This window comes from Enterococcus timonensis (assembly GCF_900104595.1).
Lineage (GTDB): Bacteria > Bacillota > Bacilli > Lactobacillales > Enterococcaceae > Enterococcus_J > Enterococcus_J timonensis.
The window spans coordinates 264,427-281,283 of the sequence record NZ_FNVY01000003.1 but is presented as its reverse complement, the minus strand read 5'-3'; the positions used below and the strand labels follow the sequence as shown (position 1 = coordinate 281,283).

General features: G+C 35.2%; 12 protein-coding genes. All 12 read right to left on the bottom strand.

Annotation, left to right across the window (positions count from 1 at the left end; translation table 11 throughout):
• Nucleotides 1-75 precede the first annotated feature (75 nt).
• Nucleotides 76-2,322: an alpha-xylosidase gene (gene yicI / locus BQ5341_RS03165; protein WP_071130595.1), complete on the bottom strand. Its 2,247-nt coding sequence runs from the start codon at nucleotides 2,320-2,322 to the stop codon at nucleotides 76-78.
• Nucleotides 2,319-3,200 carry an ROK family protein gene (locus tag BQ5341_RS03160; RefSeq protein WP_071130594.1) on the bottom strand — a complete coding sequence of 294 codons (882 nt, stop codon included), beginning with the start codon at nucleotides 3,198-3,200 and terminating at the stop codon, nucleotides 2,319-2,321. Before BQ5341_RS03160 ends, yicI begins: the two co-directional genes overlap by 4 nt.
• A 66-nt stretch (nucleotides 3,201-3,266) precedes the next feature.
• Nucleotides 3,267-4,931: an ABC transporter substrate-binding protein gene (locus BQ5341_RS03155; protein WP_071130593.1), complete on the bottom strand. Its 1,665-nt coding sequence runs from the start codon at nucleotides 4,929-4,931 to the stop codon at nucleotides 3,267-3,269.
• 27 nt (nucleotides 4,932-4,958) lie between these two features.
• Complete coding sequence (locus BQ5341_RS03150; protein WP_071130592.1) at nucleotides 4,959-5,855, bottom strand: carbohydrate ABC transporter permease; 897 nt, start codon at nucleotides 5,853-5,855, stop codon at nucleotides 4,959-4,961.
• Nucleotides 5,856-5,867: 12 nt separating this feature from the next.
• Entirely contained in the window at nucleotides 5,868-6,830 is a 963-nt protein-coding gene (locus BQ5341_RS03145; protein WP_071130591.1) for an ABC transporter permease, read from the bottom strand.
• Nucleotides 6,831-7,009: 179 nt separating this feature from the next.
• Nucleotides 7,010-8,155: a hypothetical protein gene (locus tag BQ5341_RS03140; protein ID WP_158661730.1), complete on the bottom strand. Its 1,146-nt coding sequence runs from the start codon at nucleotides 8,153-8,155 to the stop codon at nucleotides 7,010-7,012.
• Between the two features lie 89 nt (nucleotides 8,156-8,244).
• The gene (locus BQ5341_RS03135) at nucleotides 8,245-8,901 is read right to left on the bottom strand and encodes a DUF624 domain-containing protein (RefSeq protein WP_071130589.1); all 657 of its coding nucleotides are present in this window, start codon (nucleotides 8,899-8,901) and stop codon (nucleotides 8,245-8,247) included.
• Complete coding sequence (locus tag BQ5341_RS03130; RefSeq protein WP_071130588.1) at nucleotides 8,898-10,304, bottom strand: response regulator transcription factor; 1,407 nt, start codon at nucleotides 10,302-10,304, stop codon at nucleotides 8,898-8,900. The genes BQ5341_RS03135 and BQ5341_RS03130 overlap by 4 nt, the downstream gene beginning before the upstream one ends.
• Nucleotides 10,304-12,076, bottom strand: a complete 1,773-nt coding sequence (locus BQ5341_RS03125; protein WP_071130587.1) for a sensor histidine kinase — start codon at nucleotides 12,074-12,076, stop codon at nucleotides 10,304-10,306. The genes BQ5341_RS03130 and BQ5341_RS03125 overlap by 1 nt, the downstream gene beginning before the upstream one ends.
• Nucleotides 12,077-12,092: 16 nt before the next feature.
• On the bottom strand, nucleotides 12,093-14,744 hold the full coding sequence (locus tag BQ5341_RS03120) for a glycoside hydrolase family 3 C-terminal domain-containing protein (protein WP_071130586.1): 2,652 nt from the start codon (nucleotides 14,742-14,744) through the stop codon (nucleotides 12,093-12,095).
• A 38-nt stretch (nucleotides 14,745-14,782) separates the two neighbouring features.
• The gene (locus BQ5341_RS03115) at nucleotides 14,783-16,249 is read right to left on the bottom strand and encodes a glycoside hydrolase family 1 protein (protein ID WP_071130585.1); all 1,467 of its coding nucleotides are present in this window, start codon (nucleotides 16,247-16,249) and stop codon (nucleotides 14,783-14,785) included.
• A 241-nt stretch (nucleotides 16,250-16,490) separates the two neighbouring features.
• Nucleotides 16,491-16,838, bottom strand: coding sequence for a DUF1292 domain-containing protein (locus tag BQ5341_RS03110; protein WP_071130584.1), 348 nt, complete (start codon nucleotides 16,836-16,838; stop codon nucleotides 16,491-16,493).
• Nucleotides 16,839-16,857: the final 19 nt, after the last annotated feature.

Below are 16,857 nucleotides of genomic sequence, written 5' to 3'. Positions count from 1 at the left end.
AAAAATTTCCTTTCTAAAAAAGACTGATTTTTCCATATTAGAAAAATCAGCCTTTCCTTTTATCAATATGATTTTCTAAAAAATATTTAATTCTCCTAATTGGTGATCATGAACCAAAATTTTTGCATCAACAAATCCTTTTTGTTCAACGGTAAACTCTGAACCATGTCGTTTTACTAAAACTTCAGCAATGATTTCTTTATCATCATTATAAATCACGCTGCTGCACGTTCCCTCGTCAGCTAATTCATAAACATGAATGGTTACACCTTCATTAAAAGCATATTCAGCTTTTTGACTTTCTTTTCCGACGATGAGAATTGAATTTGGTGCTACCAATAGTGGCAAATGGAAGTAATCGTATTTTTCTTGATACCATTGACCACTTGAATATGTTTTTCCTGTAAGAAAATCTGTCCAAATTCCTGAAGTATGGGGTACATAGAAATCTCCCAATCCTTCTTCATTAAAAATAGGGGCAACTAATAGATTTTCTCCTAACATATATTGCCGATCTAAAGACTGACAAGTGGGATCATTTGTATAGTCTAAAACCATCGCTCTCATCATTGGCAAACCTGTCTGACTAGTCTTCACCGCTTGAGTATATAAATAAGGCATTAAGGATAATTTTAATTTCGTAAAACTACGAGTGACATCTACCGCTTCTTCACCATATAACCAAGGCACCTTATACTCCCAAGATCCGTGATATCTAGAATGAGAAGACAATAATCCGAATTGGGTCCACCGTTTATATAAATCCGGAGTAGCACCTGCTTCAAAACCAGAAATGTCATGGCTCCAATAACCAAATCCTGATAAACCAAAAGACAATCCAGCTCTTAAAGATTCAGCCATGGATGGATAATCAGAAGTTGAATCTCCTCCCCAATGAACAGGGAATTTTTGTGATCCTGTAAAAGCTGCTCGTGCAAAAACTACAGCATCTTTCGCTCCTTTTTCTTCCACCAAAAAATTATAGACTGTTTGATTATATAAATAAGCGTAATAATTGTGCATATAAACCGGGTCACTGCCATCAAAATATACTGCATCAGTAGGAATTCGTTCGCCAAAATCTGTTTTAAAGCTATCGACACCCATATCTAACAATGTTTTTAGTTTACCAGTGTACCAAGCCGCAGCTTTTGGATTTGTAAAGTCAACAATCGCCATTCCTGCTTGCCAACGATCCCACTGCCAAGTATCTCCATTTGGCCGTTTTAAAAAATATCCTTGTGCATGACCTTCAGCAAAAAGTGGTGATTTTTGACCAATATACGGATTAATCCAAACACAAATTTTTAATCCTTTAGCTTTTAAACGCGCCAACATTTTTTCTGGTTGCGGAAAAGTTCGCTCATCCCAAGTGAAATTACACCATTCATATTCTTTCATCCATAAACAATCAAAATGGAATACTTCTAAAGGAATATCTCGCTCAATCATCCCATCAACAAATGAACTGACTGTTTCTTCATCATAACTAGTTAAAAAAGAAGTGCTCAGCCATAAACCAAAAGACCAAATCGGCGGCAAAGCTGGTTTTCCTGTTAAATCTGTATAGCGTTTCAAGACATCGGGTAATTTTTCTCCCGCGAACAAATAATATTCTAAATGTTCACCAGGAACACTAAATTGAACCCGCGCAACTTTTTCACTGCCGACTTCAAAACTTGCTTTATTTGTGGTATGAAGATAAATCCCATATCCTTTATTACTCAAATAAAAAGGAATATTTTTATAGGCTTGCTCCGTTCCTGTGCCACCATCTTCATTCCAAATATCAACCGTTTGTCCATTTTTAACAAAGTTTGTAAATCGTTCGCCCAATCCATAAATGTTTTCTCCAACGTCTAACGTTAACTGCTCACTTAAATAGGAACAATCATTAGCGTCGGTAACGTAGGCTTTGCTACGAGGTTTACTAGCAGTTAAAAAATGATTTTTATACCAAAAACGCATCGTCATATTTTCATCTTTAGTAATTTCAACTCTTAAATCCCCTGTTTGAAAAGTTAACTCCGACTCATTTTCACTAATATTTGGAACTACTTCTTGAACGGATAAAGGAATTTGAGGAATTTTTTGATTACTACCTTTAAAATTATCCATCGTAATGCCAATTACATCTTTTAATGGACTAGAAATTTTCACAGTCATTAGTCCACCATCTAAGGTTGCCCCTTTATTGGAAATATAACTGTACGGTAAATACAAAATTAATTTGTCTGGGCTTATTTGCGACTCATATACATGAACTGCATATTTAACTTGATATCCTTCTTTTACTAACCAGCCACCATCTGAAAATTTCATTCGCTCAACTTCTTTCTACATAAATAATAAGCACCCAACAAGCCCGAATCATTATGGAACTGACAAGGCTCAATTGGAACTTGAAAATCTTCCCAAAAAGGGTTCTGAACTAAAGCATCTTTAATTAGCGGAAGTAATTGGGAATTTTGACTTATTCCACCACCAATTAAAATTTTATCTGGTGACAAAGTAACCGCTACATTAAAAATCATCACCGCAACTTTCTCCGCCCATTTTTTTAATACAGTTTTGGCCTCAATACGCTGATCTTGAAAAATCATTTCTCCAGTCACCTCTACACTCTCTGGAATATTAAATGTTTTTCGATATCCGTTTACTAAGGAACTAGTGGCCGCCAAATCATGAAGTGTATGATAACCATTTTCAATATCAATCATCATCATCCCAAGTTCTCCACCTTTAAATTTATGTCCGTAAAAAATTTCTCCATTACGTATCAACGCCCCACCGATGCCTGTACCTATTGTAATTAGGCATAATTCAGAAACACTTTGGCCATTTCCAGCCATGTATTCAGCGTATCCAGCGCAATTCCCATCATTTTCAATGACAATAGGAATTGAGTTATCTACATTTTCTTTAAATAAATTCAAAAGATTTGTTTGATTAAAGATGGGTAAGGCTCCTGCATAAATAGTTTCTCCAGTTGCTGGGTCAAAAATACCAGGAAAACTAACGCCGATTCCTTGAAAGAAATATTTTTTTTGATACTCTTGAAATTTTTCTTTAATTACTTGAAAAAATGCCACTTGACTATTTTTAGGGGTAGGAAATTTTTCTTTGACAACAAAATTCCCTTCTTTATCGAAAATGCCTAGTTTAATAAAGGTGCCCCCTACATCTAAACAAAAAATCATCTTCTATCCTCATCATGTAATAAAAAAGGACGAGAAATTTCTCGCCCTTTTTAAAATTTTTAGTTATTATTCACTCCACAATTCCATGCGGTCTTGAACTAATTTTGTCATTTCTTTATCAGCATCTTCAATATTTAATTTAGATAACTCATCTTGCATAGCAGACCATTTTGTTTCAAAATCATCTGGGCTAGAGATAATAATGTCAGTAATGGCTTGAGTAGTATAATCATCTGCTCTTTGTTGCGTCACAGTTAGATCACTGTCTGCAGGAATAGCAATTTCATAAGCCCGGCCGTGCTTAGTGCCACCAAGTTCTTCAGCGCTTGGGAATAAATCAACCCAAAGCTGTGCATCATAAGCTTTTAATACTTCTTTTTCTTCAGCCGTATAAGTAGCTTCTTTTAATTCTTTTGTTGAATCACGAGCAATTGGTTGACCAGTAGAGTCTTCAGCTCCGTTACCCCATTGTGGGAAAGGCCAAATATAACTACCAATACCGGTTTTATTTTTGTATTGTGGATCGGTTTGGGCTTCATCCAAGTCAGTTGCTACCCGTTTACCGTCTTTAATTTCGTAGTTGACTCCTTCAAGTCCCCAGTTAACCAAAATTTGAGCTTCCTCTGAGGCCATCCAATCTAAGAATTCAAAAGCTTCTTCTGGATGTTCGCTAGTTGAGGAAATGGAAATACCTGTCGTTCCGGTGAATCCATAATCTTTCGTACTTGGAGATAAAATATCCTCAGATAAAGTAACTGGAAGTGGAGCAAATGTCCGCCAATTTTTACCGTCACCTTTAAGTGCAGCTACAGCTGAGGAAATATCCCAGTCTTGGTCTGCTACTGCTAAAACATTCCCAGCGGAAAGTTTAGCAATATAAGTATCGTATTTTTGAGTGAAAGATTCTGGGTCAATCAAACCTTCTGCATACATATGGTTCAACCATTTAAAGTAGTCTTTAATTTTTTCATCTTGGAATTTATAAGTTGTTTCTCCAGATTCTAAATCTACAATCCATTGGCCATCATCTTGATATCCAGCTGCAAATCCAGAAGGATTTCCGACAGTAATCAACCAGCGCCAATCACTACCAAGTAAGGACATCCCAACTGTTTTTTGACCGTCAATCTCAGGATTTTTAGCAATATAATCTTTTAGTGCACTTTCGAAATCTTCCAAAGTGCGAATCGTTGGATATCCTAATTGTTTCAAGACATCTAATTGAATTTGGAAGGTCCCACTAGTTGCGTTATAAACAGTTTCAACGCCCCCAGTTCCTAGATGATAAATTTGAGGATCTTCTAAACTATTTTTCAAACGATCTAAATTACCTTCATACAATTTTTTAATATTTTCGCCTTTTTCTTCAATCAAATCATCTAAAGCTAAAGCACCACCAGCTTCAATTAATTTGTTCAAATCACCTTTAGCAAATAACATATCTGGATAATCTCCAGAGGCAATCATCAAAGGCACAGCTTGTTCATCGCCGCCGACTGGATGTGATATTTCTAAAGTCACACCCGTTCTTTTAGTGATTTCTTTGGCAACAGGGTTATCAAATTTATCATCTTCTGTTAAGTCTGCTGAAAAGAAGCTCAAAGTAATTGGTTCTTTTCCTCCAGAACTTTCTTTAGTCGTTTCCTTGTTATCAGCAGATCCTGATGAGCAAGCCCCCATCAATACAGTGGCAAATAATAATCCGCCAATTAACATATTTCTTTTCTTCATTTTCAATCCTCCAAATTTTTATTTTTTCTAGCTCTTGACGGCGCCAAGAGTTAAACCCGTAACAAAATATTTCTGTAAAAAAGGATAGACGATTAAAATAGGCACAGTAGCAATAATTGTTATCGCCATTTTAATTGATTCTGGTGTGGTCTTTTTAGCGTTTTGCATTTGTTCTAAAGAACTTCCTGCTCCAGCTACACTTGATGCCGACTGCGACGTATTATCGAGAATTTTCATTAACTCATATTGCAAAGTCGTCATTTTTGGATTACTTCTGGCATACAAATAAGTATCAAACCAACTGTTCCACTGACCAACAGCAATGAACAGGGCTACTGTTGCAATCGCAGGAATACATAACGGCATAATAATTTTGAAAAAAATTACAAAATCATTTGCGCCATCTATTTTGGCAGACTCTTCTAAAGCGTCTGGCAGTCCGTCAATGAATGAGCGAATGACGATGACGTTAAATGCCGATAACAAACTTGGCAAAATGTAAACCGCAAAGTTATTAATCAAGCCTAAGTTCCGAATCAAAATATAAGATGGAATGAGACCTCCGCTGATATACATCGTTAAAATGAGTAAAATAGAAACTGGCTTTCTAAAAATAAAATCGCGGCGACTCAATACATAAGCCATGACGCTAGTACAAAAAACGCCAGCAGCAGTTCCAAGTACCGTCCGCAATACTGAATTAAAAAACGCCCTTAACAATTGTGAATTGTTAGAAAAAATTTCCGCGTAGTTATTCCAAGTAAACTTTCGCGGTAAAATATGCAGCCCCCCCTTAGCAGTATCCACAGATTCATTTAAAGACACAGCCAGAACATTTAAAAATGGATATAAAGTAACGACAATAACTGCGAGCATAAACAAGGCGATGACAAAATCCGTTTTTGTATATTTTTTACTTTTCATTTTTGACACCCCCTAAATAATTTGTCCTTCGCCTGTTTTTTTCGCAATCTGATTAAAAGTGAAAATTAAAACCACACTAACTACGGATTTAAAAATACCAATGGCTGTTCCGTATGAATACCGAAACATCCCAATCCCATAATCCAATGCGTATTTATCAAGCACTAATGCTTTGTCAGCTACAATATTATTGCCTAAAAGCATTTGCTTTTCAAAACCGATATTAATTAAATTTCCGATACTCATGATCAGCAGAACCATAATGATTGGTCGAATTGACGGCAAAGTAATGCGCGTCATTTTTTGCCAACGATTTGCTCCGTCAATTTCAGCGGCTTCGTACATTTCTTTATCGATACTTACCATCGCCGCTAAATAAATAATGGCGTTCCAACCCATTTCTTTCCAAACATCAGATAAAGTAACGATATACCAAAATTTACTTGGATCACTCATAAATTGAATGGGAGCATCAACAAAATTCACTGCCATCAGAATTTGATTCACAATACCATTAGTTGACAACATAGAAGTGACAATATTAGCCACAATAACCCAGGATACAAAGTGAGGTAAATAAGAAACCGTTTGGGTGAATTTTTTAAATCTAGTAAAGCGCAACTCATTAAGTAATAATGCAAAAGCAATTGAGCTGACTGTCCCAAATGTAATTCCTAAGCCGCCCATCCCTAAAGTGTTTTTTAAGGATTGATAAAATAAATCATCTTTAAAAAGTGCAATAAAATGTTTTAAACCTACCCATGGAGATTTTAAATATCCTAACGCTGGTTTGTAATCTTGAAAAGCCATCAACCAACCAACTAGTGGTGCATAAGCAAAAACCAACAACCAAATTACTAACGGCAATGACATCAAAATTAAAACTTTTTGATCTTTAATCTTTTTCCACGTGATATTTCTATGACGTACTTTTTTTCGAGCAAGCTCTGTATTTGTTAGCGCGGCTTTCTCCATAAAAACTCCTCCTATCCGAATCCGCTTACAGGTATAAGTATAGACATTTAGAACTGATAGCGCTACCGCAAATAATAGAGGTCGAAGTAGTCAAAAGTAGTCAAATTACGGTAGCGGATTCATTCTTTCTGGAAATAAAAACAGTTTTGGCTAGATCAGCCAGACCTGCTCTTTGAAAATTATTTTTTTACTAACGTTTGTATTTGCTTAATCATTTCTGCTACTTGACTTTGATTGCAAATAAAGTCAATCACACCGTCCTTTTCAACAGCTAACCGGTCCTCATCGTCAGTAAGCGGGAAAAATTTTAAGTTTCGCTGCTGACTTTGGCCCTCACTTGTAAAATCATAAGTGAGACTATACTGGGGATCTTTTTGATAAGTTTCTCCTTGATATTCAAAATCAGCACTTAAAACACCGATATATTGATAGACTTTTCTAAACGATTCTTCATTTATTTTTTGATCACCAACAAAAAATTCCGACTGAATTTTCGTTTGATCGGCGTTTAAAGTATGTGTACTAGAAATTTTCCAGGTTTGATCTTCTGTTTGAATAGTTAATTTATCTAATGCATCAGCCATAATCAATGCTAAGAAGCGATCGATTAAGTTGAATGGATGCATCTCTAATAGTTTCCCTTGATAGTCTGGTAGTTGCCAAACTCGATTTAAAGCATCTTTTAGATAATATTTCCCGTCTACTTGGTATAATTTAAAAATCTGCTCATTCATGGAAAACTGTTGCTGTAAATTTTCTTCTGGTAGAGAATCGGTAATCACTTTTCCCCGAAAATTTGTAACATTAATCAGTAATTCCTCTCCTTGATCATAAGCCACAGAAAAATCTTGCGTATAATGATTAACTAAAAACCAGCCTCCAATAAAAGGAGCAGATTCAATTTTGGATAATTTACTTTCTTTAGCTAAGGTAAACTCTTCATCTGTTCCCTGTTCAAAAGTCATTTGACTGAGGCCTTCCATCATAACACTTTGAATTGGCTGACCAGTAAATAGAATTTCATCATAATTTGCAAGAATTGGGGCAACATTTGCTAGTTCATAAAATTGTCGGCCTTTTTTAAAAAAGTAGCTTGTATCTTTTTTTAAAATTTGGCCTTCAATTTCTGGCGTTCTCACAGAGTACAAGGATTGATAATCTTTTACTTCGGATACTTTCTTGCCTCGGACTTTACCTAATTTTTCAACGAAGTAATCTGCTACAGAATCTGCTACTTGTTCTACTTCCCAACTAGATCCTTTTTGTAAATTAATCGTCGATCCATTTTTTATAATCGAAAGTTTTGTTAATGACTCAGTATTCAAAATTACCTCCGAGTCTGAGGCGGCACTTTGATTATTTTTCGCGCAACCTGCTAAACAAAGGAATGCTAGAAAAACCAAAAGATATTTTTTCATTCGATTTGAAACTCCTTTGCTAAATTTTTTAACATCTTGTTCAACTCTTTCATCATTAGATAACCACAAAGGGCAAAACCCACTAGAACTGCAATACTAGGTAGATAATATAAGGCAGCTAGAAGAATCATTAAACTTGAAGCACTTAAAAATAGTCGTGGAAAATGACGATACATTATATAAGGTGCAATTTTCATTAAATTGATAAACTTCATTTCAAAACGGCCTAAAACTGCACTTTGTCCCAAGTAAACCATCATGACCAAAATTAATAAAAGGCCCATTCCTAACATCATAATTCCATTTCCTTTTTCCAAATGGAATAGTATATCCACAAAAATCACGGTAAATAAAGTGAGAAAAATCAGACCAAGTAAAAAGGCTTGGCGGAAATTTTGCCGATAATCGTTGAAGTATGTTTTCCAAATAGTCCAATCTTGCTCTCGCAAATACCGCCCCACTGTAGCTTGTAATGCAGTAATGCTAGGGCCTAATGTTAGTGAAGCTAAAAAAAAGAATAAAATATGTTCTAACGAAAAAGGAATCAGTAAAAAGAGGATAAAAAGTGGTAAATTGCTGATTAAAAACAAGAGATTTAAAATAAACAGACTTCCTAGTTTTGTTAATAATGTATATAAATTACTTACTTTCATATTTGACCTCCACGAAAATCATTGGGAGAGGCATGAAAAAAAGCTTTGAATTTCTTGTAAAAATAATCAACGTTTGGAATTCCTACCATTTCTGCAATTTCATAAACCATCAAGTTACTCGTTTGTAAAAGTTGTTGTGCTTTTTCCATTCTTACTTCTTCAAGATAATCCAAATAGTTTTGTCCCACTTGGCGGGTAAATTTTTTCCCCAAGTAAGCCCGATTGTAATTGAACAGCTCGGCCATTTTTTTTAGGCTAAGATCTTCACTTAAATGTTCAGCAGAATATTTTTGAATGCGGGCTACGATATTAGAGCTATTTAGTTCGGCTTGAACTTGTGCCAATAGCAAGAAATATTTTTCATTCACAACTTCTTTCACTTGATCAATGCTAGCTAAGCTTTTTATTTCATTGTAAAAATTAACTTCTTGAATGCTCATTCCTTTTTCACTTTGCAAATACTTCTCAACTTGCTCATAATCTTTTTGAACCTGCCAACAAATTTCTTGGCTAGTGACGGGTACTAAAGTAAAATGCTCCCAATATGTTGCAAGTATCGTACTTAGACTCTTATCAATTACCAGTGCTTCAGCTATTTTTTTCATTGAAAAATTGAATATTGAATTTTTTTGGCGACGTAAAACTTGATCATAAACTAGGTGTTGATTAGGGTACAAAAAAGTATAATTTCCCAAAAAACGAATTTGATCATATACCTCTTGTAAATTTTTATCTGTTGTCAGCCAATTTGAAATTAATATTTCTTGGTGGTCAATTTTTTGAATTTGCATTGGGAGTCGTAAATCGTTCGGTTCTTCTTTACTTAAAAAAAGCACATGGAAAAATTCTACATGTCCTAATATGACTACTGAAAAACCCTCGGATTCACCAATTGTTTTTAACTGTTGAGCGACTTCTTGGCTTTGAACCCGGAAATTGCGAATAAATCCAAAACGTAAGTAGCCACTTTGATCATTGCCAAAAATTTTGGCGAATAAAATTTGGGTGTCATTTTTTGGAGAAAAATCACGATTTTCTTGACTAATTTTTTTTAAAATCTCGATTAGCTCGTCTTCATCGATTGGTTTTAATAAATAACTAGCCGCACCTATATGAATTGCTTCTTTAGCATAAGAAAAATCAGAATAACCCGACAAGATAATAGCATAAAAGTCAGTGTGCCCTTGCTTTTGAGCTTCTTTCAACATTTCTAAGCCAGTTAAGATTGGCATCCGAATATCAGTAATTACTACATCAGGTTGAAACTTTTTAATCGCCGCCAACCCTTCTTTTCCATTAGGAGCAACAGCACAAATTTCATAACCCAGACTTTTCCAATCAATTAATAGCGGAAGACCTTCTTGGATTGCTGGCTCATCATCAACAATTAATACTTGCTTCATTATTCTGCCCCCTTTTTGATTTTTGGCAACCAAATTTCAATAATTGTTCCTTCATGTAAAATACTTTCAATCCGTAAACCATATGCCGGACCAAAACGATAAGTCAGTCTTTGATGGACATTAGCCATTCCGAAGTGTTTTGTTCGGTTTTTTTCATTTAAATTTTCCATTACTTCGAATAATTTTTCTGGCGTCATACCACTCCCTGTGTCAACAACTTTAATAAGTATTTTGTCTTTTACATCCAAAATATGAATTCCTACAAACGCTGGACCATTCTTTAATTCGATACCATGGGAAAATGAATTCTCCACCAATGGTTGCAAAATTAAAGGTAAAGTGAGGTATTCTTCTTCATTAACATTGCTAGAAATTTCGTAAATCAACTTATCCTGATAACGGATTTTTTGAATTTCCAAATATAAACGAGCACCAGTCAGCTCTTCAGCGATTGTAATTGTATCAGCCAAATTTGTTTCTAACGAGCGACGTAATAATTTGCTGAGTAATTTCACGCTAGTAGCTACTTCTAAATCTTGATTAATAACAGCTTTCATTCTAATCATCTCTAGCGTATTGTATAAAAAATGCGGGTTAATTTGACTAGCCAATACTTTAAATTCAGAGTCTTTTTGCATAATTTGCCAATTCTTTTCCTGTAATTGATATTCATAGTGCTCTTCTAGCAAATCTTGCATGCTTTTCATCGTGGCATATAACTTTTGATAAATATCAGTAATTTCATCAGAACCGGTAATCTTTTCAGGAATAATAAAGTTACCCGCCGCTACTTTATCCATTGAATTTTTGAGCATTAATACTCGTTGGTTAAAAGTATGGGTGAAAAAAAAGATGACACCTAAAACAATGACTAATACAGCTAAAATGATGCCGTAACTTTTTGTCATCGTTTGATTTACCTCGCGAATTAGTTGGCGCTGTTCGACTATACCGTATAAAGAAAAATTTGTTAAAAATGATTGTTGCAACTCAATGTTTACTTTAAAGTAATGGCGTTCGCTATCACTTTTATTAATAATTACATCTGAAGATGAAGAGTCAGTCTCAAAAGAAAGATTTCTAACTTGTTGAATTTCTGATTTATTAAAAAGTGACTTTTGTTGAAAGTCGAGTGAAATTTGATCCAAGGTCACAAAATTTTCTACGGAAGAAGGTGACACAATATCTCTGATTTCTAATTGATTGATAAAAAGTGTTACTACACCAAGAAAAACCCCTTCTTTATTCCAGACTGAACGAATTAAAGCTAGTTCTTCCAATTTAGTGATTGGATCTTGAATCTTTGCCCAACGAATTCGTCCATGATCACTAACGGCATTTTGATACCAAGTCTGCTCCAGAATATTTGAAGTCGATAAGACAAAGTTAGAATTACTAAGCATCGAATCATTATTAATAAAAAACCGAATATTGGAAATAACATTGTAATAACGTAGATAAACATCAAAAGAGTCAAACTCTTCATATCCGAAAATCATTTCTTGCGGGTTGTTATAATGAGTTAAAATCAAATCCGTTAGATCAGCATCTTGATAAATCCAGTTAGAAATTTGAATGACTGAATTAAGTTTCTCTTCTAAATTAACTTTTATCCGTTCCATCTCCACGAGCCCGTCTTTTTCTTTGGCTTCAAGGATTTCATTTTTAATACTGAAAGTAAAACTTAGACCTACTAAAACAAGCGGTAAAACAATGAGAGTAAAAATAATCAAAAACCGTTGTTTAATTGTTTTTGGTTTAAAGACTCGCATTGTTTTTACCTCCAATTTATTTTTTTGAAATTTTTTCTAATCTCAACTCGCGACTGACCGATATTTTTAAAACACTAGATTTTAAAGTGAATTTCACTTGGTTCAATCCAGGTTGGAGAACAAATTCTTCCTCGTTAATCCAAATTTTCTGATGGACTAAACTGTGAGCGGTTAGTTGAAAGTTTCCTAGATTTTCTTCAAGCCCATTATATAAAATCGATCCTTTCGCCTGAATTAAAACCGTTCGTTGATACTTGTCATCGGTTTCAATCGTACACTTATTATAGCTATCAAAAGTAAAAATTGAAAGCTCTTTCGAACTAATTCTAATCGGACGTTTGACAGCTAGTCCGTTTGTAAATTCCCAGCTAACTTGTTGGTCTATACTCGAGAATCCTGCAAATAAATGCAGCGTACCGCTTAAAGGTTCAAAGCTCATCTTGTGTAGTTCATAATAGGTGAGATCGTCCTTGGAAATAGTTAAGGTCACTCGTTTCTTTTGTTGTCCTGATATTTTTACTTTTTCAAATGAAATCAATTTTTTTTGTGGTAAGAATGACTGCTCTTGATTCGTCAAATAGATTTGAACCGTCTCTGTGACTGGATATAGCTCTTTGTTTTCTAAAACAAAAGTTACTTGCCAATTTTTAGGTGCTTCTTGCCAGTTTTCTAATTGAAGTATCTTTAAAGAACCATATGTTTTCCCAAAACCAAATGGGAATAAAACAGATTTAGAAAACTGATGATAAGTATGAGGAAATTTGAGTAAATCATAATTAGTGATTGCTGGTAAATCTTCGATATTTTTCACCCAAGTTTGCGTTAATTTTCCTGTAGGTGCACTTTCCCCAGCTAAAATTTCCGCTATTGCATCTCCAATGGCTTGACTGCCGTGAGTTGTAAATAAAATAGCCGGTACGTGCTCTATGGCCCAGCTTAAATCAAACGGATAACCTCCCATAATAATTAAAACGATGTTTGGATTGACCGCATAAATAGCTTCTAAAAGTTCTTGTTGATGTTTAGGTAATGATAAGTTTTTCCGATCAATTTCTTCTTTAGCGCCAAACATCGGATGATTTCCCAGTACCAGAATTACTTTATCTGCTTGCTGAGCTAATTGAACGGTTTCGGATTGTCCGGAAACCACAACTTTTTGAGAAATTACGCCTTGCGTTTTTCCGCATCGAACTACATTATCGACTAAACCTATATCTTGACCCGACCAATTAACAAAATGACCGCCTTTTTCTTGCCACGTTTCCTTCATAAACCAATCATATAATTCACTTTGATGATGGACAAAAGCTTTTTGTTCTTCGTCATCAAAAGCTAAGTAGCGATTATTTTTTTGATCTTTTAAAACGAATGAATCACTCGTCCAACTTTCTTTTAAAAAAGTTTGTGCATTGCCGCTTTGTAGTTTTCCCTCTTTCATCGCCAAACTTAGACCATCAATAGAAATCTCTACTTGGTCATGACCAGATTTACTACCAATAAATTGCTCTTTCCAAAGTTTGGAAACCCCCTGAGCTATCGTCGTAAATTTGGCAGGTGTTCCTCCGTACCAATCTCGTGTAAAATCGTCAGCCAAAGGTCCTAATACAGCGACTTTTTCTTTAGTAGATAAAGGTAAAAAGTTGTTCTGATTTTTTAATAACACCGTGCCTTCTTGGGTAGCTTGTTTAGCTAAATCATTATGAACTGAACTATTTAATAATTGCCGATCAACTTTATCGTAAGGATTGTCACTAGTAAAATGACCTAGTTCAGCTCGAACAGTTAAGATTCGACCAACCGCCCGATTTAAATCGACTTCATTGATCAATCCTTTTGATAAGGCTTTTGTAGCAGCTTCTTCTACTTTTTCAGAGTCATCTACGAAACAATCTATTCCAGCTTTTAGAGCTGCCGCTACCGCATGTGGATAATCGTCAAAATAATGATAGTTTTCTACATTTAAGGTTAATGCTCCTCCATCACTAACAATGAAACCAGGAAAATCCCACCGATCTCGTAAAATAGTTTGTATTTCCGGCATCTGCATAGCTGGAACACCATTAACCCCGTTGTAAGCTGTCATCAATGAGCGCGCTCTTCCTTTAGTGATGGCTTTTTCAAATGATTTTAAATAAAATTCTTCCTGAACTTTCAGTGGCACGAAATTACTCGTATCTACTCGTCCATCTTCATTATTATTTGCAAAAAAATGTTTGGGAGCAGCAGCCATTTGGATATATTTTTCATCTGTACCTTGCATACCGATGATTAGTTGTTGAGATAACTCGCCTGTTAAGAAAGGATCTTCTCCATAGCCCTCTTCATTGCGACCCCAACGTGGATCCCGTTCCAAATCGATAGTTGGAGCCCATAGAGTCAACCAACTTTTTCGATCACTTTGTAAATATTTAATACGTGCTTCTTGACCAATGGCGTTACCAATTTTTTGTAAAAGTTGTGGATTCCACGTTTGTGCTAGTCCTAAAGGCAATGGAAAACTTGTGGTTGGCTCGCCAGATCGGTCGACCACTCCATGAGCTGCTTCACCGCCGATATTATATTCTCTAATATGCAACCGCGGTACTGCTCGCTGTTTGGTGGAAAGAAGCCTTACTTTTTCATTTACAGTCAACTGTTGAATTAAATTATTAACAAATTCATTCCACATGTATTCTCCTACTTTCCTCTAGCTTTATTTTTCATCTACTATTTAAAATCAATTCCATTAGCTTGAATGACTTGTTGATACCAATAGAAACTGTCTTTTTTGATACGTTCCAAATTTTTTTCTTCTTGATCGTTACGATCAACATAAACAAAACCATATCGTTTTTGATAACCATTCAACCAACTTAGCAAATCAGAAAATGACCAAGCGCAATAACCGATTATATCTACCCCATCACTTATTGCCTTTTGTACTTCAACTAAGTGTGTTTGTAAATAATTTATCCGATAAGAATCGTGTACTTTCTTATCTTCAGTTAATTCATCTTTAGCACCCAAACCATTTTCAGTAATAAATAATGGCAAATTATATTCAGCGTAAACCCGTCGCAAAGCTACTCTAAAACCGACAGGATCAATTTCCCAGCCCCAATCCGTTTTTTTTAAATAAGGATTTTCAACATTTTGGAACATCAATGTCTCTGGATTTTGACTTTGTAAATCTTTTTCTTGCATTAAGTACGGATCTGTTTTAGAAAATTCGCGTTGATTAGCTGTTGGTTTCTCAATTCGATTTTGGGCAACTGTTCCGCCGTGATAATAATTGATACCTAAAAAATCTGGATGACTATCCTTATCTTGCAAAACGAGTTCGTCTTCAGCGGTAATAGTTGGAGCTATTTGAAATTTTTTCAGCGTATTCAAAGCAAATTTAGGGTAACGACCGTGACAATAAACATCCATCCACCAACGATTATTAAAACTATCTGCATTTTCCGCAGCCAGAACATCTTCTGGATTACTTGTGGCAGGATATATCGGCCCATAACCAAAACTTGGGCCAATGAATCCTTGAGGTACTTTCTGATGGAATAATTTAATAGCTCGTGCATTTGCCAAGTTAACCAGGTGATTGGCCGCGTACATTCTTTTCAAATTTGTCACCATTGGCGGATGACCGGCCCAACGATAACCTAAAGAAGTAAATACATTTTGTTCGTTAAAAGTGACCCAATATTTTACTTTCTTACCAAAAGAATCAAATAAAATCTCACAGTATTCAAGAAAAGCCGTAATTGTTTCACGACCTTCCCAGCCATTATAATTATCCTGCAATGTTTGCGGTAAATCCCAATGATAAAGCGTTAGAACAGGTTCAATTTTATTTTCCAACAACTCATCAATCAAGTTTTCATAAAACTTCAATCCAGCTGCATTAACTTCTCCACTACCATTTGGCAAAATTCTGCTCCAACTCACACTAAATCGATACGTTTTTAACTCTAATTCTTTCATTAAAGCTACATCTTCTTTGTAGTGATGATAATGGTCAATAGCTACATCACCATTAGTCCCGGCAAAAGTTTTACCAGGAATTTTAGAAAATTCATCCCAAATTGATGGACCCTTACCATCTAGTGTTGCTGCTCCTTCAATTTGATAGGCTGCCGATGCAGCTCCCCACAAAAAATTTTCCGGAAATTTTTTTAATTCTTCATGATACATATAAACCACCCTTTCTGATACTTCCAAGATACTGAAAAAAAAAAGTTTGGTCAACCGCTTACATTTTTGAACATTACTTTCAAAAGTAGTGATTTTTATGAATAATTGAATTTAGAACCTGAATAATCTACAAAGTTATTTAATGCAGAAGCTTCATCAGACAATGTATAACAACTTGCTCCTATCCTAGTTTTCTCCAAAAAAAATAAACCCTGGTCACCCAGAGTTTACTTTCAAAAGTTTATTCTTCGTCTTCGTCAGCCATAAAGGTGTTGAAAACTTCTTCAATCATGTCCCATTCAGCATCGGTTTCGATTTCTTCAAGTTCGCCTTCAGTGCCGTCGTCGTTTTCAGTGTAGGCATAAGCTTGCAACTCAATTTCAGTATCGTCGTCTTCGTCAATTCCTGCTGGATAAACTAAAACATAATTTTTTTGGAATTCTTCTTGACCGTCAACAGTCAATAAAATTTCGTATAGTGATTCATTTCCTTCGTCGTCGACTAAAGTGATGAATTCTTTTTCTTCATGATTATGGTCATGTCCTTCGTGATCGTGATTGTGGTCGTGCCCTTCGTGTTCGTGGCTCATTATTATCTCTCCTTTAATT

Bases quoted from the DNA above. Each gene is read 5' to 3' on its own strand.
- yicI (WP_071130595.1), bottom strand. From the start codon at position 2,322: ATGAAATTTTCAGATGGTGGCTGGTTAGTAAAAGAAGGATATCAAGTT.
- BQ5341_RS03160 (WP_071130594.1), bottom strand. From the start codon at position 3,200: ATGATTTTTTGTTTAGATGTAGGGGGCACCTTTATTAAACTAGGCATT.
- BQ5341_RS03155 (WP_071130593.1), bottom strand. From the start codon at position 4,931: ATGAAGAAAAGAAATATGTTAATTGGCGGATTATTATTTGCCACTGTA.
- BQ5341_RS03150 (WP_071130592.1), bottom strand. From the start codon at position 5,855: ATGAAAAGTAAAAAATATACAAAAACGGATTTTGTCATCGCCTTGTTT.
- BQ5341_RS03145 (WP_071130591.1), bottom strand. From the start codon at position 6,830: ATGGAGAAAGCCGCGCTAACAAATACAGAGCTTGCTCGAAAAAAAGTA.
- BQ5341_RS03135 (WP_071130589.1), bottom strand. From the start codon at position 8,901: ATGAAAGTAAGTAATTTATATACATTATTAACAAAACTAGGAAGTCTG.
- BQ5341_RS03130 (WP_071130588.1), bottom strand. From the start codon at position 10,304: ATGAAGCAAGTATTAATTGTTGATGATGAGCCAGCAATCCAAGAAGGT.
- BQ5341_RS03125 (WP_071130587.1), bottom strand. From the start codon at position 12,076: ATGCGAGTCTTTAAACCAAAAACAATTAAACAACGGTTTTTGATTATT.
- BQ5341_RS03120 (WP_071130586.1), bottom strand. From the start codon at position 14,744: ATGTGGAATGAATTTGTTAATAATTTAATTCAACAGTTGACTGTAAAT.
- BQ5341_RS03115 (WP_071130585.1), bottom strand. From the start codon at position 16,249: ATGTATCATGAAGAATTAAAAAAATTTCCGGAAAATTTTTTGTGGGGA.
- BQ5341_RS03110 (WP_071130584.1), bottom strand. From the start codon at position 16,838: ATGAGCCACGAACACGAAGGGCACGACCACAATCACGATCACGAAGGA.